General features: G+C 64.8%; 24 protein-coding genes and 1 tRNA gene. 7 read left to right on the top strand and 18 right to left on the bottom strand.

Annotated elements, in window-relative coordinates; translation table 11 throughout:
- Positions 1 to 54 precede the first annotated feature (54 nt).
- The 3 genes from pgmB to AC3DEZ_RS03445 form a co-directional block, all read right to left on the bottom strand.
- Complete coding sequence (gene pgmB / locus AC3DEZ_RS03455; RefSeq protein ID WP_488386958.1) at positions 55 to 3069, bottom strand: beta-phosphoglucomutase; 3015 nt, start codon at positions 3067 to 3069, stop codon at positions 55 to 57.
- 248 nt (positions 3070 to 3317) lie between these two features.
- Complete coding sequence (locus tag AC3DEZ_RS03450; RefSeq protein WP_488386957.1) at positions 3318 to 4373, bottom strand: LacI family DNA-binding transcriptional regulator; 1056 nt, start codon at positions 4371 to 4373, stop codon at positions 3318 to 3320.
- 5 nt (positions 4374 to 4378) lie between these two features.
- Complete coding sequence (locus AC3DEZ_RS03445) at positions 4379 to 4828, bottom strand: DUF1801 domain-containing protein (protein ID WP_488386956.1); 450 nt, start codon at positions 4826 to 4828, stop codon at positions 4379 to 4381.
- A gap of 240 nt (positions 4829 to 5068) precedes the next feature.
- Here AC3DEZ_RS03445 and AC3DEZ_RS03440 point away from each other — a divergent pair, with 240 nt between their 5' ends.
- Positions 5069 to 5701 carry an OmpW/AlkL family protein gene (locus tag AC3DEZ_RS03440; RefSeq protein WP_488386955.1) on the top strand — a complete coding sequence of 211 codons (633 nt, stop codon included), beginning with the start codon at positions 5069 to 5071 and terminating at the stop codon, positions 5699 to 5701.
- A gap of 77 nt (positions 5702 to 5778) precedes the next feature.
- Here AC3DEZ_RS03440 and AC3DEZ_RS03435 read toward each other — a convergent pair whose 3' ends face one another.
- The 4 genes from AC3DEZ_RS03435 to AC3DEZ_RS03420 all read right to left on the bottom strand — a co-directional run bounded on the left by AC3DEZ_RS03435 (position 5779) and on the right by AC3DEZ_RS03420 (position 8567).
- Complete coding sequence (locus AC3DEZ_RS03435; protein ID WP_488386954.1) at positions 5779 to 6315, bottom strand: CcdC protein domain-containing protein; 537 nt, start codon at positions 6313 to 6315, stop codon at positions 5779 to 5781.
- Positions 6316 to 7194, bottom strand: a complete 879-nt coding sequence (locus AC3DEZ_RS03430; protein ID WP_488386953.1) for a DMT family transporter — start codon at positions 7192 to 7194, stop codon at positions 6316 to 6318.
- An 88-nt stretch (positions 7195 to 7282) separates the two neighbouring features.
- Positions 7283 to 7846 carry a hypothetical protein gene (locus AC3DEZ_RS03425; protein ID WP_488386952.1) on the bottom strand — a complete coding sequence of 188 codons (564 nt, stop codon included), beginning with the start codon at positions 7844 to 7846 and terminating at the stop codon, positions 7283 to 7285.
- A 40-nt stretch (positions 7847 to 7886) separates the two neighbouring features.
- Complete coding sequence (locus tag AC3DEZ_RS03420) at positions 7887 to 8567, bottom strand: hypothetical protein (protein ID WP_488386951.1); 681 nt, start codon at positions 8565 to 8567, stop codon at positions 7887 to 7889.
- A gap of 260 nt (positions 8568 to 8827) precedes the next feature.
- On the opposite strand from AC3DEZ_RS03420, the gene AC3DEZ_RS03415 reads away from it, so the two are divergent.
- Both AC3DEZ_RS03415 and AC3DEZ_RS03410 read left to right on the top strand, forming a co-directional pair.
- A complete protein-coding gene (locus AC3DEZ_RS03415) occupies positions 8828 to 9310 on the top strand; it encodes a YajQ family cyclic di-GMP-binding protein (protein ID WP_488386950.1) in 483 nt (160 codons plus the stop codon).
- Positions 9303 to 9872 carry a DUF1415 domain-containing protein gene (locus tag AC3DEZ_RS03410; protein WP_488386949.1) on the top strand — a complete coding sequence of 190 codons (570 nt, stop codon included), beginning with the start codon at positions 9303 to 9305 and terminating at the stop codon, positions 9870 to 9872. Before AC3DEZ_RS03415 ends, AC3DEZ_RS03410 begins: the two co-directional genes overlap by 8 nt.
- Before the next feature lie 264 nt (positions 9873 to 10136).
- On the opposite strand, the gene AC3DEZ_RS03405 is transcribed toward AC3DEZ_RS03410, so the two are convergent.
- The 9 genes from AC3DEZ_RS03405 to AC3DEZ_RS03365 form a co-directional block, all read right to left on the bottom strand.
- Positions 10137 to 10589, bottom strand: coding sequence for an REP-associated tyrosine transposase (locus tag AC3DEZ_RS03405; RefSeq protein ID WP_488386948.1), 453 nt, complete (start codon positions 10587 to 10589; stop codon positions 10137 to 10139).
- Positions 10590 to 10931: 342 nt separating this feature from the next.
- Positions 10932 to 11528, bottom strand: coding sequence for a hypothetical protein (locus tag AC3DEZ_RS03400; RefSeq protein WP_488386947.1), 597 nt, complete (start codon positions 11526 to 11528; stop codon positions 10932 to 10934).
- A complete protein-coding gene (locus AC3DEZ_RS03395) occupies positions 11528 to 12301 on the bottom strand; it encodes a hypothetical protein (RefSeq protein WP_488386946.1) in 774 nt (257 codons plus the stop codon). Before AC3DEZ_RS03395 ends, AC3DEZ_RS03400 begins: the two co-directional genes overlap by 1 nt.
- Before the next feature lie 188 nt (positions 12302 to 12489).
- A complete protein-coding gene (locus tag AC3DEZ_RS03390) occupies positions 12490 to 13167 on the bottom strand; it encodes a hypothetical protein (RefSeq protein ID WP_488386945.1) in 678 nt (225 codons plus the stop codon).
- The gene (locus tag AC3DEZ_RS03385) at positions 13167 to 13838 is read right to left on the bottom strand and encodes a hypothetical protein (protein ID WP_488386944.1); all 672 of its coding nucleotides are present in this window, start codon (positions 13836 to 13838) and stop codon (positions 13167 to 13169) included. Before AC3DEZ_RS03385 ends, AC3DEZ_RS03390 begins: the two co-directional genes overlap by 1 nt.
- Positions 13838 to 14515 (bottom strand): hypothetical protein, encoded by a 678-nt coding sequence (locus tag AC3DEZ_RS03380; RefSeq protein ID WP_488386943.1) that lies wholly within the window; start codon positions 14513 to 14515, stop codon positions 13838 to 13840. Before AC3DEZ_RS03380 ends, AC3DEZ_RS03385 begins: the two co-directional genes overlap by 1 nt.
- Positions 14515 to 15117, bottom strand: coding sequence for a hypothetical protein (locus AC3DEZ_RS03375; RefSeq protein WP_488386942.1), 603 nt, complete (start codon positions 15115 to 15117; stop codon positions 14515 to 14517). The genes AC3DEZ_RS03380 and AC3DEZ_RS03375 overlap by 1 nt, the downstream gene beginning before the upstream one ends.
- A gap of 413 nt (positions 15118 to 15530) precedes the next feature.
- Entirely contained in the window at positions 15531 to 16232 is a 702-nt protein-coding gene (locus tag AC3DEZ_RS03370) for a pseudouridine synthase (RefSeq protein ID WP_488386941.1), read from the bottom strand.
- Positions 16229 to 17278, bottom strand: a complete 1050-nt coding sequence (locus AC3DEZ_RS03365) for a class I SAM-dependent methyltransferase (RefSeq protein ID WP_488386940.1) — start codon at positions 17276 to 17278, stop codon at positions 16229 to 16231. Before AC3DEZ_RS03365 ends, AC3DEZ_RS03370 begins: the two co-directional genes overlap by 4 nt.
- A gap of 818 nt (positions 17279 to 18096) precedes the next feature.
- Between AC3DEZ_RS03365 and AC3DEZ_RS03360 the strand changes: the two genes are divergently transcribed.
- The 4 genes from AC3DEZ_RS03360 (at position 18097) to AC3DEZ_RS03345 (ending at position 21875) form a co-directional block, all read left to right on the top strand.
- A tRNA-Glu gene (locus AC3DEZ_RS03360) sits at positions 18097 to 18176 on the top strand.
- A gap of 373 nt (positions 18177 to 18549) precedes the next feature.
- A complete protein-coding gene (locus tag AC3DEZ_RS03355; RefSeq protein ID WP_488386939.1) occupies positions 18550 to 19671 on the top strand; it encodes a slipin family protein in 1122 nt (373 codons plus the stop codon).
- 564 nt (positions 19672 to 20235) lie between these two features.
- Positions 20236 to 21456, top strand: coding sequence for an RtcB family protein (locus AC3DEZ_RS03350; protein ID WP_488386938.1), 1221 nt, complete (start codon positions 20236 to 20238; stop codon positions 21454 to 21456).
- 119 nt (positions 21457 to 21575) lie between these two features.
- On the top strand, positions 21576 to 21875 hold the full coding sequence (locus AC3DEZ_RS03345) for a hypothetical protein (protein ID WP_488386937.1): 300 nt from the start codon (positions 21576 to 21578) through the stop codon (positions 21873 to 21875).
- 48 nt (positions 21876 to 21923) lie between these two features.
- Here AC3DEZ_RS03345 and AC3DEZ_RS03340 read toward each other — a convergent pair whose 3' ends face one another.
- The gene (locus AC3DEZ_RS03340; RefSeq protein ID WP_488386936.1) at positions 21924 to 24416 is read right to left on the bottom strand and encodes an ABC transporter permease; all 2493 of its coding nucleotides are present in this window, start codon (positions 24414 to 24416) and stop codon (positions 21924 to 21926) included.
- Positions 24413 to 25123, bottom strand: coding sequence for an ABC transporter ATP-binding protein (locus AC3DEZ_RS03335; RefSeq protein WP_488386935.1), 711 nt, complete (start codon positions 25121 to 25123; stop codon positions 24413 to 24415). Before AC3DEZ_RS03335 ends, AC3DEZ_RS03340 begins: the two co-directional genes overlap by 4 nt.
- Positions 25124 to 25204 lie beyond the last annotated feature (81 nt).

Genomic DNA, 25204 nt, shown 5'->3' with positions numbered 1-25204 from the left:
CACTTTTTCAACAGGTTGAGATAATCCGCCGCGGCTTCTGACGGCCACGTGCGGTCACGAAGAAACAAAGTCCCTCACACGGAACGCGGCGATGTCCGGCAGGACCGTGTCGGCCTGCGGCAGGCTGTCCGCGCTGCCGATGCCGATGGCGGCCATGCCGGCGGCGTGGATGGCCTCGATACCGGCCACCGCGTCCTCCACGCCGATGCACTGGGCTGGCGGCACGCCGAGCGCGGCGGCCACGTCCAGGAAAATTTCCGGATCCGGCTTGGCCCGGCGGATGCGGCCCGAATCGGCGATGTAATCGAAGCGATCGGCGATGCCCAGCTTGTCCAGCAACAGCGGCGCGTTGCGGCTGGCCGAGGCCAATCCAATCTTCAGGCCCGCCACGCGCGCCTCCTCCAGCGCCCGGGTCACGCCATCGAACAGATCCTGCGGGCCGAACTGCTGGATGGCCTGCACGTAGTACCCGTTCTTGCGATCGGCCAGCGCGCGCCGCTCGTCGTCGGTGTAGGTCCGCGACGCGCGTTCCAGGATGATCGCCAGCGACGCCATCCGGTCCACGCCTTTCAGGCGCTCGTTGACCTGGCGATCGAACGGCACGCCGATTTCGTCGGCCAGCCGCTGCCAGGCCTCGTAGTGGGTGTGCGCGGTGTCGGTAAGCACGCCATCCAGGTCGAAAATCAGCGCGCGCGCCTGGCGCGGGAACGTCGCCCGCACCGCTTCCAGCGGCCGCGCCAGCGGCTGCGTGGCGGCCTCGCCCGGCGACAGCAGCAGCGGTTCGCCGGCGTGGACGATGGCCAGCTCATCGCCCTCTTCCAGGCGATAGCGCACGCCATCCGCCGCCACGTCCACGCGCAGCACGCGACCGCGCCACCGCAGATTGAAACCATAGCCCTGCCACGCCTCCGGCAGGGTCGGCGCGAACGACAATCCGCCATCCTGCACGCGCAGACCGGCGAAGCCTTCGGTCAGGCCCAGCCAACTGCCCGCCAGCGCCGCCATGTGCACGCCGTGATCGGTATTGCGATGCAGGTCGTCCAGATCCACCCGCAGGCTGGCGTCGAAGTAGCGCCAGGCCTTGTCGGCGTGGCCGACCTCGTTGGCGAGGATGCCGAACACCGGCGCCGACAAGGTCGAATCGTGGGTGGTGACCGCTTCGTAGTAGTCGAAACTCCGGCGCTTGCGGCGCGGATCCAGCTCGTATCCGGCCAGCACCAGCCCCATCACCGCGTCGGCCTGCTTGCAGATCTGGTGGCGATACAGGGTGAGCGGGTGGTAGTCCAGCAGCAGCGGACGATGCTCGCCCGCCACCGGCGGGAACGGCCAGCGTGGCTTGTCGAGGAATTCGTCATCCTGCGCATACACGCCCTGAGCTTCGTCATAAGGCAGGTACATCGCATCGGCGGCGCGCGCCCACAGCTCGACTTCAGCTTCTTCCAGCGCGAGCCTGGCGGCGAGTTCCGCCAGCGCTTCCGGCCGTTCCTGCCGCAGGCGGTGCCACGCAACCGCCGCGCGGCGCAGGTGTTGCTGGGCCATGCGGTTGGTATAGAAATTGTTGTTGACCAGGGTGGTGTACTCGTCCGGCCCGGTCACCTCGTGGATGCAGAAGGCGCCACCCTGGCGCGGATTGAAATGTCCGGCCTGCGGCCAGATCCGCGCGGTCTCGAACAGCATCTCCGCGCCGGCCTCGACCAGGAACTCGAGGTCATCGCTGGCGTCAAGGTACAGACCGATGCCGTAGGCCACCGCGGCGTTGATGTGGTACGCGGCCGAACCGCTGGGATAGTGCGCCGAGCATTCGCCGCCATCGATGGTGCGCCATGGATACAGCGCGCCCTTCGGATGATTCATCTCGCGGGCATGCGCGCGCGCGGCGTCCAGGGTGCGGAAGCGGTATCGCAGCATCGCGCGGGCCACGTCCGGCGCGGTGAACGCCATCACCGGCAACACGAAAGCCTCGGTGTCCCAGAAGCAATGGCCTTCGTAGCCCTCGCCGGTCAGGCCCTTGGCGGCGGTGCCATCCATCCCGTTGCGTCCCGCCGATTGCAGCAGGTGGAACAGGTTGAATCGCAGTGCCTGTTCGGCGCCGGCGTCGCCGTTGACCGAAAGGCCGGCGCGCTGCCAGAAACCCTCCAGTGCGCGGGCCTGCGGTGCGGCGAAACCCTCGAATCCCGTCCCGGTCGCCTGCTCCAGCCGGGCGGCCAGATCACGCGTGCGCCGATCGAGATCGCCGTCGTGCACGTAGACAACGAATTTCTCCAGGCTGACCTGCGTACCCGGCGCCAGCTCGCCCTCGAAGCGCTGTTCGACCCGTCCCGCCATCGCCTGCGGCGCACGCGGCGCGAGCCCTTCGCCGGCACGATGATGCTGGCCGCAGCTGAGTTCGAAGCCGCGATGCGGCGCACGCTGCGCGATCCAGGCCATGCCGCCTTCCACGCCACCGCCAATCGCCAGCAGGCCCTCGCCACCGCCGGCGCCGATGCGCGGATCATCGCCCTGGGCGACAGCCTGTCGCCCGCTCTCGATCGAGGACACCAGCGCGATGGGGCCGCGATAGTCGACCGAAGCGACCCGGAAGCGGATCGCCAGCAGAGCCTGTTCGGCGAACGGCACCACCCGTTCGGCGTGGATGTCCAGCGTGTGGCCGGTCGCGGTGCGGATGCGCAGGCGGCGGCGCAGTTGTCCGTGGCGCAGATCCAGTTCGCGTTCGAACACCAGCCACTCGGCCTGCGCGAGATCGACCACATCCTGGCCGAGCTGGATCCGGATGCGCTTGCCCTCCGCGACCGGTACCCGGGTATCGGTGCTGCGGGCGAAACCGGCGAGGCGCTCGTGATAGTGGATGGCGTTCTGCTCGAACGCCGCCGCCAGGAAGCTGCCATCGGTGGCGCTGTCCTGCTCCTCGAAGCCACCACGCACGCCCAGGCCACCATTGGCCAACGCGAACAGGGTTTCGTCACGGGCGCGGCGGCGCGGGTCGAACCCCGTCTGGCGCAGGCACCAGGGGTCATCCGCGATGGTCATGCCGGCGCCATCCGCCAGCGTTGCGCCCTGCCACTCACCCACGTGCCGCTCCTCCGTTTCCCTGCGTCGCAGGGGTCGGAGGCAAGCTAGGGATTCGTTGTTATCGATGTCAAGTTATCGATAACAAAGACTGGGCGGAAGGCGGCGGCAGCTCCGCGCGCGGCGCGGTGGCTCCGGCACAATTGCTTTTCAGGACAAAGGGTTGGCCGATTTTTCACCCAGACGTGCCGGCATCGATGGAGGGCGTCGCGCGCCCTCGGAATACGCTGCGCCGCAACAGGCTTTTGCGCTCAGGTGGCGCGTACCACCAGATGGGTCGGCAGGGTTTCGGAGCTGGCCGCCTCGCCGTCGATCAAGGCGCGGATCTTGCGCGCCAGCAGGACGCCGGCATCCACGAAGTTCTGGTGCACCGAGCTCAGCGGGGGCACGTAGGTCGCGCCGAGCGGCGTATCGTCGTAGCCGATGACCGAAACGTCCTCGGGTACCCGCCGTCCGCGCTCAATCAGCGCCCGGATGGCGCCGATGGCGAGCAGATCGCTGGCGGCGAACAGCGCGTCGACCTGCGGATGCTGTTCCAGCAGCGCGTGGACCGCCTCGGCCCCGGCATTGACGGTGAAGCTGGCGACGGAAGGGGTGACCGGAACGATGCCGTACTTGCCCAGCGTTCCCGCGAAACCTTCCAGCCGCTCGGCGAACTCGCCGTGCGCGGGATCGCCCAGGAACGCGGGCCGGCTCCGCCCCAGCGCGATGAAGCGTTCGGCCGCGAGCGCGCCACCGCGCCGGTTGTCGCTGCCCACCACCACCTGTGATTCGTGCCGGCTGACCGCGCCCCACACCACCATCGGCCGGCCCCAGTGCTGCACTTCATGCATGGCGTCTTCGTTGGCGCCCTGGCCCAACAGGATCACGCCGTCGGCGGCCTGCACGTTCGGCAGCGCGCCGCCCTGCAGCGAGGTCAACAAGACGCTGTAGCCGGTGGTCGTCAGTTCCTGGGTGATGCCGCCGAGCAGATCCAGCGGATACGGTCCGGACATCTGCCGCTCCAGGGTCGGCTTCATTTCCACCACCACCGCCACGGTCATGCTGCGGCGCAGGCGCAGGTTGCGCGCGCTGACATTGAAGGAATAGCCATACTGGCGCGCGATCTCGCGGATGCGCGCGCGGGTTTCGGCATTCACCAGCGGACTTTCGCGCAGGGCGCGCGACACCGTGATGGCGGAGACACCGGCCACCTTCGCCAGATCCGCCATGGTGGGATTGTCCCCCGCCACCGGTGGCGCGGCTTCGGTCTTGCCAGGCGTGGCGCCGCGGGGACGGAGGGAAGACTTGGGCGGGCGCGGACTCATGCGGATCAGTGTCGCACGCGCCCGGCTTCATGGCGCGCGATGTAGGTATCCACCGGCGTGGCCGCCACGATCCGGAGCACTTCCGGCAGCAGCAGATCGGCCAGGCGCTTGAACCGCAGGCAACTCTTGCCCAGGTCCAGCTTCCTGCCTGCATCAGCGTAGGCGCGCCGCAACGCGGCCTCCACCGGCGAATCGACGTGGACGCACATCAGGTAGAGCGCGTAGTGGTTTTTCTGCGCGGCCAGCGCCGCGAATGACAGCGGCTGGCCGTTGTAGGTCTCCGGATAGCGCGACAGCGGAACCTCCCAGCTGATCATTCCCCAGTTCATCCGCTCCTCGTAGCCGGCGGGCAGATGAAGATTGATCGCTTCGCGGACCGTCGCGATCACTTCACGCCGTTCCGGCGGCAGTTCGGCCAGATAGACGTCGACGGTGGCGGCATCGCTGCGTGGCATGACGTGATTCCCTGTCGTTCACGCGAGCGACCTTAACGCAATCCGTGCGACGCGCCAATGTGAACTCATATTCACGATGAAATTTCGCGTGCAGGGACGAACAAAAAATGAACACCTGCTGGATATGACCGCTGTTGTAAAAAATTCATTTCGCGGCCGTGCCTCCATTCATGCGCGGATCGTTACGGTGCGCACGCCCCAAAAGCATCGGGCCAGAAAAAGAGAAAAAGGAGATCCCCCATGAACAAGTTCCGCACCCTCACCCTCGCCGCTTCGCTGCTGGCGTTCGCCCCGGCCGTATTCGCGCAGGACAGCACCGCGTCCACCGATCACAAGCGCTTCGCCATCGTCGGCGGCTACGCCGTGCAGAAGGTCGATTCCAAGCCGGTCGACAACTCCAGCCTGGATCTGGACGGCGGTTCCGCCGCCACGCTGAGCGCCAGCTGGTATGTCACCCCGGCGATCGCCGTCGAACTGTGGGGCGCCGCCGACAAGTTCGAGCAGCGCGTGCGTGGCGACCAGGGCAAGCTGGGCAACATCGATTCGCAGCCCTACGCCCTGAGCGCGCAGTACCACTTCCGCAACAGCGACGCGCCGATCCGTCCGTTCGTGGGTCTGGGCTACTACCAGGCCAACTACAGTGGTGGCTACAACATCACCGACGGCGCCGGCCAGCACTTCGGCCTGGAAGACACCAAGGGTGCCATCGGCACCGTGGGCGTGGATTTCAACATCAGCCCGTCGTGGTTCGCCCGCGCGGACGCCCGCTACATGCATGGTGACAGCGAGATCACCGCTGACGGCCAGCGCGTCGGCCAGAAGGCGGATCTGAATCCGTGGACCGTCGGCATCGGCATCGGCGCGCGCTTCTGAGCCACGCTCCGGTCACCAACCGGCATCGCGCCTGAAACAGCGAAGGGCCCCGCTCGGGCCCTTCGTCTTTTCCGGACTCAACGGCGAAGACGGCGCAGTCGCCAATGCAATCCCCAGGTGCTGGCGAGGGCGTAGCCCAGCAACAAGCCCGCCAATCCGGTCAACCCGGCGTGCAGATCCCCCGTGAGCACCTGATCCCGCGACCACGCCAAGCCCTGCTGGAGAATCTGGAACAGACCCAGCACTATCCGCCCCGCCACCAGCAGGGTCAGCAACAGGACCAGCCAGGCATTGGGGGTATGGAACAGGCCCGTTTCCCGCCATTCGAAACGGCTCGTGGCGATGCCCAGCGCGCCCAGCGCCATTCCGGCGCCCAGGCCCAATGCCGCCTGCAGCAACTGGTGTGGCCACCAGATCTGGAGAACCGCGCTGAACAACAGGAAGATGGCGATTGCCGCCCACAACAGGCCCAGGTTCAAACGCACCTGCCAGGGCCAGACGCGCCGGGTTGCCTTGCCGCGCCGATAGCGCTGCCACAGCGACCAAGGGAACAGGATCAGCCACAGCGCCAGCAGCAGCATCAACCCCAGCGGCAGGAGCAGCAGCAAGGGCATTCAGGGGTGCTCGGCCTCGGCATGCGCGGGTTCGCGACGCAGCAGATAAAAGCCGCTGGCGACAATGATCCCGGCGCCGATCCAGGTGATGCCGTCGGGCAGCACGCCCCACAGCGCCACGTCCAGCACCACACCCCAGATCAACGCGGTGTATTCCAGCGGTGCGATCAGCGATGCCTCTCCACGCCGGAACGCCTCGGTGAGTGCTATCTGCGCCAGCGAACCTGCCACGCCGATGCCGGCGATGATCCCGCCATCCGCCGCTTCCAGCGGTATCCACCCCCGCCACGCCAATGCCAACGCCGCCACCGACAGCAGCGCCATGAACCACACCACCATCGCCTGGGTGCTGTCGCGCTGCGCCAGCAGGCGCACCGTGATCGCGCCGGCGGCGTAGCATATCGCCGCCACCAGCACCGCCAGGCCTCCGGCGGTGATCATCCCTTCGCCGGTCGGGCGCAAAATCACCAGCACGCCCAACAGGCCGATGGCAATGGCCAGCCAGCGCCCCGGGCCGACGCGCTCCTTCAACAACGGCCCCGCCATCGCGGTCACCAGCAACGGCGCGACGAAGGTGATGGCGTATGCCGTGGACAGCGGCATGCCCCGCAGCCCATAGACGAACCCCGCCATCATCGCCACGCCCAGCGCGCCACGCAGCAGGTGCAGGGGCCAATGGATCCGCAGCAGGCTGGCGGCCGGTACGGTCAACAGCGCCCAGGCCAGCACGAACGGCAACGACGACAGGCCGCGCAACGCCGCGACCTGCAGCGGCGGATACTTCGCCGACAACAGCTTCAGTCCGGCGTCCATCAGGGCGAACAGGAGGACGGCCAGCAGCATCAGGACGATGGCGGCGGAATGGGGGTGTCGGCGCATGCCGCATTATGGCGTGGAAGGCCCCTCTTGCACTTTCCCGCGGCCACAGCCACAGATAAGCAGGCATTCCACCTTAATCCGAGGAACGCTACCTGGCGGTGTCGTCGCCCTCCCAAAACACACGGCGAAAGAGCTTGATCATATCGGGAGCACGGTACAGGTTGCCCATGAACAGCTTTGTGACCTTTTCAGCGCCCTCCCTTCCGTCGTCGCATGCGAAAGGAAATGCAGTGCCTTCACCGAAGCGCGCTTCCTGAAGCGAGTACCAGTGGTCCGACTCCACAGCTTCTCCCTTCGTGGTTCCATTGGCCAGCCCGACAAGGGATGACTCGACCCGGAACATCCTTCGTTGACAGTCGAACTGCAATTGCCAGAGTGAGAATCTCTCGGGGAAATCCGCCTTTTCGACGACCTGCAGGACTTCCACCCGGCGCTTCTCCTCGACCACTTCTGCGTCAAGATGGCGCGCAATGAAAGCCACGCGATTCGGCGGCTCCCCAAGGGCACCAATCAAGTACCAGCAACGCAAATCCTCGGTCAACCGACATTCGGCGCGAACCTCTGCCGAAGTGCTCGCACTGGCCGACGCGCTTCCTGCGAACATACCGCCGCAGATGGCGCCGACGAGCATCGCGACTCCCCATTTGTTCATTTCCCGTACCTGCTTTCAACCCGAAAAACACAGTCGGACGTCATTCGATGCGCGCCTTGTACGTCGTGGGCACTCCAGGCTTGACATCCACCACCTGCTCGACCAGCACATTGGTGATGTTGTCCCGGCGGACTTCCTTGTATACCGGTTCGATTAGGCCACCGTAGTAGCCGTAGTACGTAACTGCGCGTTTTCCCGTATCCATCCGTTCCACCTCGTGGACAAGCACCGGAAAATCCGCAAACACCAGGTAGCGTCCGGGCTTGAGTCCGTCGAACTCAAAGTAGCCCTTTCGATCGGTACTGACGCGTCCGGCGTATTTCCACATCTCCGGATTCAGGTCGCTCAGGCCATCTCTCGATACATACCCGCCCTGCGATTCCAGCCATGCTTGCACGTAACGCGTCATCGGAAGCAGGGTTACCCATTCCCGATCCGCCAGTGCGGTGGCTGGTCGACTGAGCATTTTTCTCAGCCGGATGCCCGGGCGCTCTCGGTAGGCCATGACTCCCCGCAGACTTCCATTGCCGATCTGCAGCATTGATTCCAGTTCCTGTCGATCGAACAGCGCTTCCAATCGCATGTGTTCATTCCTGGCTGCCTCCCTGCGATCGGACTCGCTGTGGCGTGACGCGCTGGACACCTGGCCGAAAGCAGGAGAGGTGGCAACGCCAGCCCCCAACAATCCCAGCACGACAAAGTTCCGAAGATAGGTTTTCATGAGAATCTCCCTGTTTTCCGCCACGAATTCCATCGCCGGACCGTTCATCAGTCGCGACAGCCCCCGCCCAGGACCCGCCATCTCCCCTTGGTGAAGAGCACGACGAGCTCCTGATTCTCGACACACCAAAGTGGTTGGCGACACGAACGCTGGCAAGCGTGATGAAGAGGGGGCAACCGATTATGTGTTCCTGCCTCTGTCCGGCCAAGCATTTGGACTACAATGTATGCCGTCTCCTATTTGATCCTGTTGAGCTGGCCATGCCTTCCTTCGACGTCGTTTCTGAAGTCAACCAACACGAATTGACCAACGCGGTCGACCAAGCCAACCGCGAGCTCTCCAGCCGCTTCGACTTCAAGGGCGTGGATGCGAAGTTCACGCTGGACGAGAACATCATCACCCAGGCCGCGCCCAGCGATTTCCAGGTCAAGCAGATGACCGACATCCTGCGCGCGCGCCTGATCGCCCGCAGTATCGACACCCGTTGCCTGGAGTTCGGCGACGTGGAGACCAACCTGGCCCAGGCCAAACAGAAGGTCACCGTCAAACAGGGCATCGAGCAGAAGCTGGCCAAGAAGATCGCCGCAACCATCAAGGATGCCAAGATCAAGGTCGAGACCCAGATCAACGGCGACAAGCTGCGGGTCAGCGGCAAGAAGCGCGACGACCTGCAGGACGTCATCGCGCTACTCAAGAAGACCGAACTCGAATTGCCACTGCAGTTCGACAACTTCCGTGACTGACTCTTTGTCTTCCGCCGCGGGCGACGCCGCACCCGAACCACTCGCGCTGACCCGGCGCTGGATCGAGCGCGCGGTCATCGGCCTCAACCTGTGTCCATTCGCCAAGGCGGTGTACGTCAAGGAACAGGTGCGTTTCGTCCTGAGCGACGCCACCACGCCGGAAGCGCTGCTGGAACAGCTGGCCGAAGAACTGGTCCTGCTGCGTGATACCGATCCCGAACAAGTCGATACGACCCTGATCGTCCACCCGGACGTCCTGGCCGATTTCCTGGACTACAACGACTTCCTGGACAACGCCGACGCGGCCGTCGAGGCACTGGATCTGCAGGGTGTCCTGCAGGTCGCCAGCTTCCATCCCGACTATCAGTTCGCGGGCGCGGCACCTGACGACATCAGCCACTACACCAACCGCTCGCCCTACCCCACGTTGCATCTGCTGCGCGAAGACAGCGTGGAGCGGGCGGTGGCCGCGTTTCCCGATCCCGACGTGATCGTCAAGCGCAATCTCCAGACGCTTGATCGCCTCGGCCACGCCGGCTGGCGCAGGCTGTTCGAGGATTGAGGCGCATTGGGCGCTTGTGGGAGTGGTTTGTGGGAGTGGTTTGTGGGAACGGTTTGTGGGAGCGGCGTCAGTCGCGATATGCAGATCTCACAGGAACGGTCATGACCTGGGCGCCCCTCACTGCAAAGGCATCGATGGTTTCCGGAGATTCGCGACCGACGTCGCTCCCACAGGGACGTCATACGCGTCCTGATGTGCCCGGATGGTGAATCCTCTGGCCAGCACAACATGGTGGACCGCTCTTGTGGTGAAGTAGCCATGGGATTACAGCCAGATGCTGTTCCAGTATGGGTAGTCGCCGAACCGTTGGGCCAGGCCGGCACGAAGCGGGTTCGCGACCAGATAGCGTGCGGCCGGCTTCAACAGCCTCTCATGGCGAAGGGCACGGTCGTGGAAGCCCTTTTCCCATACGCGAATGTTGACCGGGCATTCCGCGCGGACTTTGCGTGCGCTATTGGCCTTCAATCGCTGCACGACCACGGACAAATGATCCATGCCGCCGATCTCGATCAGGCCATGCCAGTGGTCGGGCATCAGCACCCAGGCCAGCAGCCGCGAGTGATACCAAAGGCGTTGTTCCGTCATCGCCCGGCACGCACAGCGCGCGATCGCCGAATTCACGAATAGCGGTTGCCGGAATGCCGTGGTGAATGTCACCAGGTAAACCTGTCCTGGCAATGAAACCCGCCCCCGCCGCAAATTCGAGTAGCCATCCATGGCTGTCCTTCTTCCCTAGGCGTCCTAGCATGCGGTTGGCCGTGCGTATGCACCATCAGGCGATCGCTCACGTGTATGTGGGGGAAGTCCGGGAGTAGCGACAGGCACCGCCCCCTGCGTATGCTCATTGAAATGATGCTTGCGGACTGGCCAGGTCGGCGCTGTCCAACGCATGCCACTGCCCGGACAAAAGTCCTTCCTGCACGAGCCCACCGATGCGGCTGAGGTTCAGGGTTTCGACATGGTTACCGGCGGCGGCCAACCTCCGGTGCACTTGGTAGCAGCGGCCTTCGGTCGGAATCAAGCGGGCGCGGCGCGACTCCGGACGGGCAACCCTGCCGCCTACTTCTTTTGCCGTGTGGTCCGCTCTTCAGCCCTGGCATCCACCAGCACATACTCGCCCTCCTTGCCCCAGCGCCTGGCTTTCGCATCCAGCTTGATGCATGGCCGGCCCCCGCATGAGGTGACGGTCACCTGCTGCAATGCTTCGGTGATTTCCGCCCGGACATTCAACTGGCGGTTGCGCTCGATGTTGTGCCATACCACGAAAGACGTTCCCGCGGTCAAGAGCAGCGCGGTGGCGGCGGAGAATCCCAGCAGCTTCCACGTCAGGATCCGGGTACGCGAAATGTACGCGTCCTGCTCCCTGCGCAGTTGCGCCATCATCTGTTGGCAACGACCACCGGCGTCGTCCAGTGCGGCGCGGAGCTGGACCAGTTCAGCAGCCAGTCCCGCCCGCAGGGCCTGCTGTGCTTGCCTGGCAATTTCCTCCCGCCCGCCCAGAAGAGCGGCCTGCATCGCCCCGTCCAGATTCCGCGCCGACTCGGTCATCGCGGCTGCCGCGGATCGCTGTTCGGCGACGGCCTGGAGGGTGCCCTGTTCCAGTTGCGCCGCCAGCAGCGCAGCTCTCCTGATGAATCCGTTGACGTCATCGTCCATCACAATCCCCTCACGAGCGGCTCGATGCGCCGTGGTCCCTGCACGGGTGGCTCGTTCTGCTGGGCGAGCAGGCGCTCCTGGTGCGCATACTGCGCACGGCCCTGCGCCATCCACTGTTCGCCTTCGGATGAGTCAGCAAACGCCCGCAGCGTCCGGTTCAAAGCACCCGGCGCATGCGCCGACGCCAGCAAGGCGTCCACCCACCGGTCCCCCGAGGACCAGGCGGGAGACGATGCCCGCGCCCGCACGGGGACCGCGAGTCCATCATGGCCCGGGCGTTCCACCGCGCCGCCGTCCGTCCTGCTCAGCGCACGCTGCAACCAGGTGCGCTCCGGCAGCGGGTTGTGCTCTTCGGCGTTGTGCGGACTGTCCGGAACAGGCGGCCGGATGCGCTGGATGTCCTGGATGTTGTGCGTCGGCTTGAGCGCGCCCTCGTACTCCCGATCTTCTCGCTGGGCGTCGGCCCGGAAGCCTGGGACGCTTCGATGCAGACCCGCCTGGTTCAGCCCTGTCCAGACGAAATCCACGCAGCTGTTGTGCATGCCGTTGTAGCGGAGGTTGAAGTAGTCTTGCTTTCCGTATGCTCCCGCTTCACCGAAAGCATGGAGTTTCTGGTATTGCTCCGAGGTTATTTCCAGGGTCCGGGTGTAGAGGGGGTTTTCGTAGCTGTCGTTTTCGTCCCGCACAACTTGTCCCGGCCCGCTCATCTCGCTCACTACCGGCGAAAAACCATAGCCTTTGGCGCTGTTTCCGTTACTCACGCTGTAATACATATGACCGGCAGCCGAAGGTGCACCATCTTTGATGGGAGTGCCCGGCGCCGCGACATAGACCTTTAAAGTGTAGACCGGCCGGGCCTCCTCCGGCTGTGGGCGCGGGGATCGGAGGGCGTGTCCCCATCCGGTATGGTCCAACGCGTCACGGGAACGGGCCGAGCGCTCCGGCTCTTGTCTCTCATCCATCATCTAATTCCCTTCTGGTAGTAGTGCGACACCATCAATTCGTAAGGCAACCCATACAGCACCGAATGGGAGGCCAGACTCTCAACCTCCAGCTCATACCGTCCCGGCGTTGGTGGCACAATGCGGGCGAACTGATGGATGTAGTAGACCTTGCCTTCCTGCCAATGGCCGGCCGCCATCATTTCTCCGTTGTCCTGGCTGGTCGCGTAGTGATGCGTCAGAACTTCGGATTCCTGTGGGACAAAGAACGATTTGTTCGCTTCCACTATCCGCTGCAACTCGTGCAGCACCACCGGCACGCGCTGGTCGCCCTCCAACCGCCAGACCCGCAGCCGCACCGGAATGGGCTCTTCATCCAGGTATCGCATCACCTGACGCGCTACCTGGAACTCCGCGTCGTCCCCTCCCTTCTTGTCCACCGCCCTGAATCCGATGAACACCGGCCGCAGCCGGCCGTCGTCCCAGGCCGCCGGCAGTTCAAACTCAACCGTCACCCGGCTGCCCGCCTGGTCGATGGCGAACGGCACCACCACCGGAAACGTGGGCTTGTCCTGCCGAGACGTACCGGAAAGGCCGCAGGCCGTCATCGACGCGACCAGGCATAGTCCAAGCAACAGCGTGCGGACCGGCCGCCCTCTATCGCTCCGGCACTCCTGGACTAGCGTTCTTTCCACCATCACCAAATCCCCTTCACGTGGTAGTGCGACACCATCAATTCGTAAGGCAACCCATGCAGCACCGAATGGGAGGCCAGACTCTCAACCTCCAGCTCATACCGTCCCGGCGTTGGTGGCACAATGCGGGCGAACTGATGGATGTAGTAGACCTTGCCTTCCTGCCAATGGCCGGCCGTCTCCATTTCTTCCGCATCGTCACTTGTTGCGTAGTGATGCGTCAGAACTTCGGATTCCTGTGGGACATAGAACGATTTGTTCGCTTCCACTATCCGCTGCAACTCGTGCAGCACCACCGGCACGCGCTGGTCGCCCTCCAGCCGCCAGACCCGTAACCTCACCGGAATGGGTTCACGGTCCAGGTATCGCATCACCTGACGCGCTACCTGGAACTCCGCGTCGTCCTTGGAAGGCGTTTTCACCGCCCGGAACCCGATAAACACCGGCCGCAGCCGGCCGTCGTCCCAGGCCGCCGGCAGTTCAAACTCAACCGTCACCCGGCTGCCCGCCTGGTCGATGGCGAACGGCACCACCACCGGAAACGTGGGCTTGTCCTGCCGAGACGTACCGGAAAGGCCGCAGGCCGTCATCGACAGAAATAGTCCGAGAGCCAGCGTTAGAATCCAGCATTCGTCGCCGCCAATGCGCTTCTTCTTTCCAGTCATCTCGCTCATCATTCAATTCCTTTCACATGGTAGTGGGACACTATCAATTCGTAGTCCAATCCATGCAGCACTGGATGGGAGGACAAGCTTTCAACCTCCAGTTCATAGCGCCCCGGTGTCGGCGGCGCAATGCGAGCGAACTGATGGATGTAATAGACTTTTCCTTCATCCCAGTGGCCGACCGTCATCATTTCACGACCGTCTTGAGATGCTGCATCATGATGGGTGAGCACGTCTGACGTCTGTGGGACGTAAAAGAACTGCATAGCTTCAACGATGCTCTGAAGCTCATGCAATACCACTGGAACGCGACGCTCACCCTCCAAACGCCAGACCTGCAGCTTCACGGGCATTGGCTCACGACGCAGATACCGCATCACCTGACGCGCCGCCTGGAACTCCGCATCGTCCTTGGAAGGCGCTTTCACCGCCCGGAACCCAATGAACACCGGTCGCAACCGACCATCGTCCCAAGCCGCCGGCAATTCGAATGCGACTTTCACCCGGCTCCCCGCCTGGTCGATGGCAAAGGGCACCACCACCGGAAACGCGGGATCGTTCTGCCGTGACTTGCTTGAAAGTCCGCAGGCTGTCATCGATACGGTCAGGAATAGCCCGACAAACAGCGTTTGGAACTTTCGCCGTCTTCCGCTATTGCGCTCCCTGCCTTTCCTGCCCTCATTCATTACTTGATTCCCTTCTGGTGGTAGTGCGACACCATCAATTCGTAAGGCAACCCATGCAGCACCGAATGGGAGGCCAGACTCTCGACCTCCAGTTCATAGCGGCCCGGCGTTGGTGGCACGATGCGGGCGAACTGATGTACGTAGTAAACCTTTCCCTCCTGCCAATGGCCGGCCGCCATCATTTCTCCGTCGTCCTGGCTGGTCGCGTAGTGATGCGTCAGAACTTCGGATTCCTGTGGGACATAGAACGATTTGTTCGCTTCCACTATCCGCTGCAACTCGTGCAGCACCACCGGCACGCGCTGTTCGCTTTCCAACCGCCAGACCCGCAGCCGCACCGGCATGGGCTCTTCATCCAGATATCGCATCACCCGACGCGCCGCCTGAAACTCCGCGTCGTCTCCTCCCTTCTTGTCCACCGCCCTGAATCCGATGAACACAGGCCGCAGCCGGCCGTCGTCCCAGGCCGCCGGCAGTTCAAACTCAACCGTCACCCGACTCCCCGCCTGGTCGATGGCGAACGGTACGACGGTCGGAAATCCTGGTTTGACCACATGCGTGGAAGCCGACGTGCCGCAACCCGCCAGAAGAACCAGCGCCACGGTGGTCGCACTCCGTAGTCTTTTCACCCACATCCGCATACTCAACGTTCTCTCTTTCCTTTCCTTCGCTGGGCCCTCGACTCGGCAAGTCATTGGCAACCGTCATGTGTCCCCCCCAACGTCGGAAGACATGCATCCCCGCACTTTTGAAGGACGCCTGGCGCAGGCATCGACTGATATAGAAAAAGCCCGCGTTCAACAATGCTCATCGCGCCAGAGTTAGCCGTCTGACTGAAAGGCGATGCGGGCGCGATCCCCCCGATGCCCTGAACTCATGAGGTCGTCGAAACCACCATGCCGGGGTCACGGACTGCGCTGAAAGCGCGATTGGAAGTGCGCCGCATCAAAGGTGAGAAGTCCCGACATTCGTGGACCGTCACCGCATCGCGTAAGTCCCCGGTGCTTCCAGCGATTCAGCCTCCGAACAGGCGGTCCTGATCCGCCTCATCCAGGAGGCGCCATTGCCCAGGGGAAAGGTCGTGCAGCGCGAGTCCGCCGATGCGGCTGCGGTGCAGGGTTTCGACGTGGTTGCCGACAGCGGCGAACATGCGACGGACCTGGTGGTAGCGGCCTTCGGTCAGGGTCAGACGGGCGTGTCGCGGCTCGATCACTTCCAGCGTGGCCGGGGCCAGCGGAGTGGTCTCGGATTCCAGCATCAGCTCGCCGCTGGCGAACAGGGCCGCCTCATCACCGCGCAGGTCCTGGGCGAGCGCCGCTTCGTAGACTTTCGGAAGATTCGATTTCGGCGAAATGATCCGGTGCAGCAACGCCCCGTCGTCGGTCATCAGCAGCAGTCCCGACGTCTCGCGGTCCAACCGCCCCACCGAGGACAGCACCGGCGAGCGAAGACGGAAGCGCGGCGGCAGCAGATCGTAAATGAGCCGGCCGGCATCCTTGGTCGAGCAGGTGTAGCCGATCGGCTTGTGCAGCATCAGCGCCAGGCCTGGCGCGGGATCCAGCGGCCCGCCGTCGACGCGGATGTCGTCGTGGTCGACCGGATCATCGGCATACAGCACTTCGCCGGCCGCATCGGTCACACGACCTTCGCGGAACATCAGCGCCACCTGCTTGCGACTGCCGTAGCCAAGGTTGGCGATGTGCTTGACGATCTTCATGCGCGACCCGTCTTCACGGCCTCGATCACCTTGAAGCCTCCGCGTTCGGCGACCGTGCGTACCTGTGCGAAGCCGGTGCCGAGCGCAGACTCGTACGGCAGGTGGCGATTGGCGACCAGCCACAGCCGGCCTCGCGGCTTCAGGGCGCTTGCGGCCACTTCGATGAAGCGTCGGCCGATGTCGGGACGGTCTCCCCGCCCCTGCGCATGGAAGGGCGGATTCATGACGATGAAGCCGTACTGTCCGGAGACGCCCGCGGTCACGTCGTGCCAATGGAACGACAGCGCGGCGGAAGCGTCGCCCAGGTTCTCGCGGGCCAGTGCAAGGGCGCGGGATTCGGCCTCGTAAAGGTCCAATGCGGTGACACCCGGACAATGTCGCAGCACCTCCGATGAAAGATAGCCGTAGCCCGCGCCGAGATCCGCGCCGTGCCCGTCAAGATCCGCCGGCAGATGCTCCACAAGAAGGGCGGAAGCGGCATCGATGCGATCCCAGGCGAATACGCCGGGACGGCTGACGAAACGTCCTCCCAGGATCGGACGCGGCGCATCCAGCCGCAGCCATTCGGCCACCAATGCCTCATCGCGCGCGGGCGCATGGGCCCAGAACACCCGGCAGTGGTACTTGCTGAGCGTCCCTGACAGCGGTGCGACGCGCTTGAGATCACCCTCGCCCGCCTTGGCGCCTTCATCGTTCGGCATGCTTGCCACGATCACGCCCCCCGGCGCGGCCAACGACAGCGCCTTCGCGAACAGCGCCCGTGCTTCCTCGCGCTGGCGGGGCGGCAACACCAGCACCATGGCATAACCTTCGGCGGGCGCACGCGACGATGCATCCTCGACGACATCCAGTCCCGCGCGCATCAAACCATCGGCGGCGGGTTTGAAACTCTGTTCGCAAACCAGCTTGTCCAGCGGAAATTGTCGCAATACCCCATTGTCGCGTGCGCGCAGGAACAACACGGGGCCTTCCGGCCAATGGAGGTATTCCTGCTGGAAGGGCAACAGCAAGGCATCGAGTGCGGGATCGGAATGAGCGTGGGACACGTATGGTCACGAAAGCAGAACGAACACGGTGATTCTAACCGCGACCGCGACCGTGGCCGTGGCCGTCTCCGATGTGACCGCCGATGTGCTCCACCGCGCCACCGGTCGAGCCGAGGAAAATTGACGTTAAAAAAGTGTTGCATCTTCAAAACAACCGGCGTATCGTGCGCGGCCTTCGCCCTCGTGGCTGTTTTTTCACCGAACCGATTTCCATGATCCGCCTGCCCGCCAACACGAACCTGTTTGCCCTGTGGCCCTGCCACGGCGCGGACACGTGCGTCCTGTTGCGCGGTGTCGAACACGCGCGGTACCTGGATCACTAATCACGGCTGACTCCCTGGGAGATCGGCCACCCCGATCTCCCGAGGCACGCGAACGCCCTCGGGTCGCAAGTCCCGGGGGCTTTTTGTTTCTGGCGTTCGCGGAGGATGCGCATGCATCGAGCAGGTTTCGTTCCATCCAACAAGGAAACCCCTGGTTTCCGCCCTGGAGCATCCGGGTAGCGCGCCTGCGCGCCCCGAGGCAGGGGCGCGGCTGCAACCGGCGCATGTGCGCTGCGTGGTGATGCTCCGACGCGAGCGGCGTTTGAATGGAACAACGAATTGGGCGCCCCGCGCCCGCACGGATTGCCGGTTGGCGACAGCCGGCAATGCGGAACATCTTCGAACACGTCTCAGCGGTACGGGTTTGTGTCCCGTCCGGTGCGCGCGGCGCTGCCGTGGCGTATGCCGAGGCGTGGGAACAGGTGTTCCACTTGACGATGGCCGAGGGGTCAGGCATCGGCGGAGACGCCGACCACACCGGTTCGATTCCGGTACGTCACCACTGGATAGCTCAGTCGGGTAGAGCATCGGACGTTCAATCCGAGAGTCGCGGGTTCGAATCCCGCTCCAAGACACATGACCTGTCACGTCATGACATCGGGACGCAAGTCCCTTCCAGGAAACGCCCGGTGCGGCGTGTCGATCCATGCAAGGGATGGCGTGGAGAAACATGGTGCAGCGTGGCCGGTGCCGGAACCGCGTCCTGACGGCGGACGTTCCCCATCAATGCCGGGCGGCAGGACGCCGCCCGGTCAGCGATGACGGAATCTCCGCCGACAGCGCCGAGTTCCCGCAGCGATCGCGTCCACGGGCGTTTCCGCCTTTTTCGATGGCTCCCGCACCCGCTGGATCTGTCAGTACCGCCGCGCGGCAACCGTTCCTCCGCACGGAAGACCCAATCCAGGAACGGACCACCAGAGCCAACAACCACATAAGGAGACATGTGCCATGTTCTGGACCAAGAAGGTCGTGATCGGTGACGGCGAGCGCGGCCTGGTGTATCGCAACCGTCAGCTCGAGCGTGTACTCGAGCCGGGCGTCCACAAGTTCGTCGACCTGCGCGGCGAGATCAGCATCACCGTGCATGCCATCGCGCGGCCGGAGTACGCCGGCGACGATGCTGAAGTACTGATCGCGCGCCTGGACATGCTGGCGCCGTACTTCACCTTCGCCGACATCGGCGAGCAGGAAGTCGGCCTGGTGTCGAAGAACGGCAAGCTGGAGGACGTGCTGCCGCCCGGGACCCGCAAGCTGTACTGGAAGGGACTCGCCCGCGTGGAGGTCGCCTGCGTGCCGCTGGACGGTTCGCTCACCGTGCAACCGGCGGTCGTACGGCGCCTGCGCCAGTTGGGCATGCTGTCCAGGCTGGCGGTGGTCGCCGATGTGCCGGCCGAGTACGCCGGCCTGGTGTTCATCGACGGCAAGCTGTCGAAGACGCTGGAGCCGGGCGCTTACGCCTTCTGGAACTTCCAGAAGAACGTGGGTGTGGACATCGTCGACCTGCGCGTGCAGGCGATCGAGGTTTCGGGCCAGGAACTGCTGACCCGCGACAAGGTGTCCCTGCGCGTCAACCTGGCCGCCAGCACCCGCGTCACCGACGTGGTCGCGGCGCGGACCAAGGTGGCGAAGATCGGCGATCACGTCTATCGCGAACTGCAGTACGGCCTGCGCAAGGCGGTATCCGCCAAGACGCTGGACGAGTTGCTTGGCGACAAGGCGTCTCTGGATGCCGACATCTTCGCCCATGTGCGCGGCCAGATGACCGGGCTTGGCATCGAGGTGCTCGGCGTGGGTGTCAAGGACGTGATCCTGCCGGGCGAGATGAAGGACATCCTCAACAGCGTGGTCCAGGCCGAAAAGTCGGCGCAGGCCAACGTGATCCGCCGCCGCGAGGAAGCGAACGCGACCCGCTCGCTGCTCAACACGGCCAGGCTGATCGAGGAGAGTCCGGTCTTGATGCGCCTCAAGGAGCTGGAGGCGTTGGAGAAGATCACGGAGAAGATCGACAAGCTGACCGTGTTCGGCGGCCTGGATGGCGTCATGAAGCAGTTGGTCAGCTTGAAGCAGTAACCGGCACGACTCCTTCCCCCGCATGCGGGGAAAAGGGCTATCACTGCAAAACTCCTTCCCCAGGCATCGGAAAGGAACGGCAACACCGGCTCCCTCCCCCGCTTGCGGGGGAGGGCTGGGGTAGGGGCGCGCCGGAGTCAGTGATCTCCCGGTTCGCCAGGCAGGCATCGAATCTTGCAGGACCTGGCGAGCCGGGACTCACACGGCTTCGTTTGTCCCCATCCCAACCTTCCTCCGCACGCGGGGGAAGGGGCTATCACTGTAAAACTCCTTCTCCAGGTATCGGAAAGGAACGGCAACACCGGCTCCCTCCCCCGCTTGCGGGGGAGGGCTGGGGTAGGGGCGCGCCGGAGTCAGTGATCTCCCGGTTCGCCAGGCAGGCATCGAATCTTGCAGGACCTGGCGAGCCGGAACGCACACCGCTTCGTTTGCCCCCATCCCAACCTTCCCCCGCGTGCGGGGGAAGGGGCTTTTCATTGCATCGCCCCTTTCCGTATTTGGAGAGAAGGGCTAGTCCCTTCCCTTTCACGGGAAAGGGCCTTTTCATCCTTCAAGGAAGAGATCATGAACACTTCAAATTTCGAGCTGCTGCATGCCCAAGGCAGCACCACGCCGATCAAGGGCTGGGTGCGTGGCGTCCCGCTGGAAGCCGAGGCGCATGCGCAGTTGCGCAACATCGCGTCCGTCCCGTTCGTCGGGCCGTGGGTGGCGGTGATGCCGGACGTGCATCTGGGCAAGGGCGCGACCGTGGGCTCGGTCATTCCGACCCGGGGCGCGATCATCCCGGCCGCGGTTGGCGTGGACATCGGCTGCGGCATGGCCGCGGTGCGGACCACGCTTCGCGCCGGCGACCTGCCCGACAGCCTGGCGCAACTGCGCAACTCCATCGAGCGCACCGTACCGGTGGGCAACGGCCGCGGCGGCGAACACCACCGCCTTCCGGACAGCATCGCGACCCGTGTGGTCGAGTCCGGTCTGGCGCGGCGTCTGGACACGATCAAGCAGAAGCACCGCAGGATCCGCACCGACAAGCTGGACAACCAGCTCGGCACGCTGGGCGGCGGCAACCACTTCATCGAAATCTGCCTCGACGAGTCGGATGCGGTGTGGGTGATGCTGCACAGCGGCTCGCGTGGCACCGGCAACCTGATCGGCACCTATTTCATCGAGCGTGCCCGCGAGGCGCTGGCGCACCGCGTGCTCGGCTTCCACCTGCCGGACAAGGACCTGGCCTTCTTCATGGAGGGCGAGCCACTGTTTGACGACTACGTGGAGGCGGTGTCGTGGGCGCAGGACTACGCCCGTCACAACCGCGAGGCGATGATGGCGCGGGTGCTGACGGAAATGCGTCACCGGCTGCCCAGGTTCCAGTTGGAGAAGCTGGCGGTGAACTGCCACCACAACTACGTGCAGAAGGAAACGCACGGGGGGCAGGAACTCCTGGTGACCCGCAAGGGTGCGGTCAGCGCGCGTGAAGGCGAACTGGGCATCATCCCGGGCAGCATGGGCACGCGCAGCTACATCGTGCGTGGCAAGGGCAACACGGACAGTTTCCACAGCTGCAGCCACGGCGCCGGTCGCGTCATGAGCCGTACCGCCGCGCGCCAGCGGATCACGCTGTCGCAGCACCGCGAGGCCACGGCGCACGTCGAATGCCGCAAGGACGAAGGCGTTCTCGACGAGTCGCCGGCCGCCTACAAGTCCATCGACGCGGTGATGGCCGCGCAGTCCGATCTGGTCGAGGTGGTCCACACCCTGCACCAGGTGATCTGCATCAAGGGGTGAGCTACGGCTCGCCCCTTTTTTGCCCGCATTCTCTTCGCATTCCGCAAACATCCGCTTGATGGGCTGCCAACATCCGGATCGGCATGCTGTCGACTCTCCCCTGACAAGCGAGGTCAACCATGCGCGCACTGTTCGTCGGCGGTGTCATCGACAACAAGGAAATGGACATGGATGAGGGCAGGCCTCCCGTGCATTATCCGGAAAACACCGGCGGGGGCCAGCCCCGCTACCGGCTGCAATTCGTCGGCGAGCGTGCCGACGGATCCATCGCCTTCGCCGTCTACGGAGCACCGGAGTTGCCCGATGAAGAAATCGACCGGGTGATGGATGAACGCGCCTATGCACGTCGCTTCGATGCGCAACCGGTCAAGCCGCTATCACTCTCCGGCATGGAAAGTGATCGCGGCACCCTGCATTGATCCCCGCGATGCCCTACCCGGCCCGCCATCGACGGGCCGATCGTGGCCTCAACCCTGCAATTCGCGCAGGGTGACCGACGGCGGCGCGTCCAGCACCTTGCGGGTGGCGAACAGGCCGGCCACCAATGCCGCCAACAGACCGATGCCGCCGCCAATGGCGGCCAATTGCCAATTGCTTCGCCAGGGCAGGTCGAACACCTGGGTCGCGATGACACCGGCAAGCACCGACGCCGCGATCGCCGCCACCAGTCCCGACAGCAGGCCGATGGCGGCGAACTCGGATGCCTGTGCCAGTCGCAGCTGGCGGCGGCTGCCGCCGAGCACCCGCATCACCCCGCCCTCCAGCAGGCGCTCGTCCTGACTGGCGCTGACCGCCGCCAACAGCACCAGTACGCCCGCGGCCAGCGAGAACCAGAACACCACCTGCACCACCGTCGAGACCTGATCGGCGGTGCTGCGAACCTGCTTGAGCACCGCATCGACGTCGATCACGGACAGATTGGGGAACGCGGTGACCAGATCCCGGGTGAAGTGCGTCCTGGCCGGTGGCACGCTGACCGCGGTGATGTAGCTGGCCGAATAGCCGTCCAGCGCGCGCGGCGATGCGATCACGAAGAAGTTGGGCCGGAAACTCTCCCAGTCCACGCTGCGCAGACTGGTGATGCGTCCTTCGAAGGTCTGGCCGGCGATGTCGAAGGCGACGCGATCACCCAGCTTCCAGCCCAGCGATTCGGCGAAATCCTCTTCCACCGACAACTCCGGCGAAGCCGGCACGCCGGTCCATAACTTGCCGGCCGTCACCACGTTGTCGTCGCGCAACTGGGTCGCAACGGACAGGTTGAATTCGCGATCCGCGCGTCGGCGGGTGCGCTCGTCGGCCTCGGTATAGTCGTCGCCGCTGGTTGGTTTTCCATTCAATTCGATCATGCGCCCGCGGATCATCGGATACAGGGTGGCGTCACCCAGCCCCTGCGTACGCAGGAAATCCTGCACCGACGTCACCTGATCCTGCTGCACGTTGATGATGAAACGGTTGGGTGCATCGGCCGCCAGCGCCATTTGCCAGCGATCCAGCAGATCGGTGCGGACAAAGGTCAGCAGCAGCAGCGCCATCAACCCGAGCCCGAGCGCGGCGATCTGCGCGATGCTGGTACCGGCGCGTCGGCTGACGTTGGCCAGGCCATAACGCAGGCTGCCGCGCAGGCGTCCGCGCAGCCGCCGCACCACCCGGATCAGCACCCAGGCCAGCAGCGCCAGGACCGCGAGGGTAGCGACGATGCCGACCAGCATGGCCGTGCCGAGCGCGGCCGAACCGGCCTTCCACCACAACAAGGCGCCCAGACCGATGAAGCCAGCCAGCGCCACCAGCCACGCGCTGGGTTCGGTCGGATCCAGATCACGGCGCAGCACCCGCAGCGCGGGCACACGCCGCAGCGCCAGCACCGGCGGCGCGCCAAACGCGAGCAACACGATCAGCCCCACGCCGTAGCCCTGCCACGCCGGGATCAGGCCGGCAGGCGGAATCGAGATGGCGAGGCTGCGTTCCAGCCAACCGCCGATCGCCCATTGCAGGCCGAACGCGATCACCACGCCCACCGTGCAGGCGATGAGGCCGAGCAGCAGCAGTTCGCCCACGTGAACGCCGACCAGCGTGCGCTGGCTTGCACCGAGACAACGCATCACCGCCGTGCCGGACAGATGGCGTTCGCTGTGTCGACGCGCAGCCATCGCCACCGCCACCGCGGCCAGCACCACCGACACCAGCGCCGCCAGGCCAAGGAAGCGGCCCGCGCGATCCAGCGCGGAACGGATCTCCGGCCGCGCATCCTGGATGGTTTCCAGCCGCTGACCGCGATCCAGCTGCGCTTTCGCCGCGCGGGTGAAGCGCTCGACGCCGGTCGCGTCGCCGGCCACTACCAGGCGATAGCGGATGCGGCTGCCCTCCTGAACCAGACCGGTCGCGGCGACGTCCGCCATGTTGAGGAACACGCGTGGCGCCACGTTGAAATAGTCGAGCGCCGCGTCCGGCTCCTGCACCACCTTCGCGGCCAGTCGCAACTGGATGTCACCGATACCGATCAGATCGCCCTCGCGGGCGCCCAGGGTGTCGGCGCCTGCCTGGCTCATCCACAGGGTGCCGGGCGCGGGAATGCCCCGCGCATCATGCTCACCCCGCGCATCGGTGACGCGGAAGCTGCCGCGCAGCGGAAACCCTTCGCCCAGCGCACGCAGCTCGCCCAGCTTCAGATCCTCGCCCGCACGGATCATGCTCTGGAATTCCATCGTCTCGGTCAGGCGCAGACCGGCCTCGCGGGCGCTGCCACGCAACGCATCGCTGATCGGCGCGTCGCCGCGCACCACCGCGTCGCCGCCCAGCAAGCGGTTGGCCTCGATGGCCAAGGCACGCTCGGCACGATCGGTGACGAAGCCCACCGCGGTCACCGCCACCACCGCCAGCACCAGTGCCGCGAACAGGATGCGGATATCGCCCGCCGCCAGATCCCGGCGCAACTGGCGCCAGGCCATTCTCAGCGTTCTCATGTCAGGTCGTCCGCGACCAGGCGGCCGCTGTCCAGACGCAGGCGCCGGCCACAGCGCGCGGCCAGGTGTTCGTCATGCGTGACCAGCACCAGGGTGGTGCCGGCTTCCGCGTTGAGCGAGAACAGCAATTCGATGATGGCCTGTCCGGTGTGGGTATCCAGGTTGCCGGTGGGTTCGTCCGCGAACAGCAGCGAAGGCCGGGTGACGAAGGCGCGCGCAAGCGCCACGCGTTGCTGCTCGCCGCCGGACAACTGGCGCGGATAGTGGCCCAATCGTTGCCCCAGTCCCACTTTCTCCAGGATCTGGCGCGCCGAGGCTTCGACCATCGCATCGCCGCGCAGCTCCAGCGGCAGCATCACGTTCTCCAGCGCGGTCAGCGACGGCAGCAGCTGGAAGCTCTGGAACACGAAGCCGACCTTCTCGCCGCGGACCCGCGCGCGGCCGTCCTCGTCCAGCGCGGACAGCGGTTCGCCTTCCAGCACCACGCTGCCGCTGGAAGGCGTGTCCAGCCCGGCCAGCAGCGACAGCAGCGTGCTCTTGCCGGAACCGGAGGCGCCGACGATGGCCACCGTGGCGCCACGTGGAATACGAAAGCCCACGTCTTCCAGGATCGTCAGTTCCTCGTCCGGGAGCGCGACGCGCTTGCCCAGTCCGGATACCTGAAGCGCGTCTGTCACGACGATGCGGGGTGCGATGGAATCGGCCATGATCATCTCTATGCTGATGCCCTCCATCATTGGGAGCATGGATTAAATGTTCTTTAAGAACATCCGGTATGGGGCCGCCCG

Source organism: Pseudoxanthomonas sp. 134C1 (genome assembly GCF_057773065.1).
This window is presented reverse-complemented; position numbering and strand designations above follow the sequence as displayed.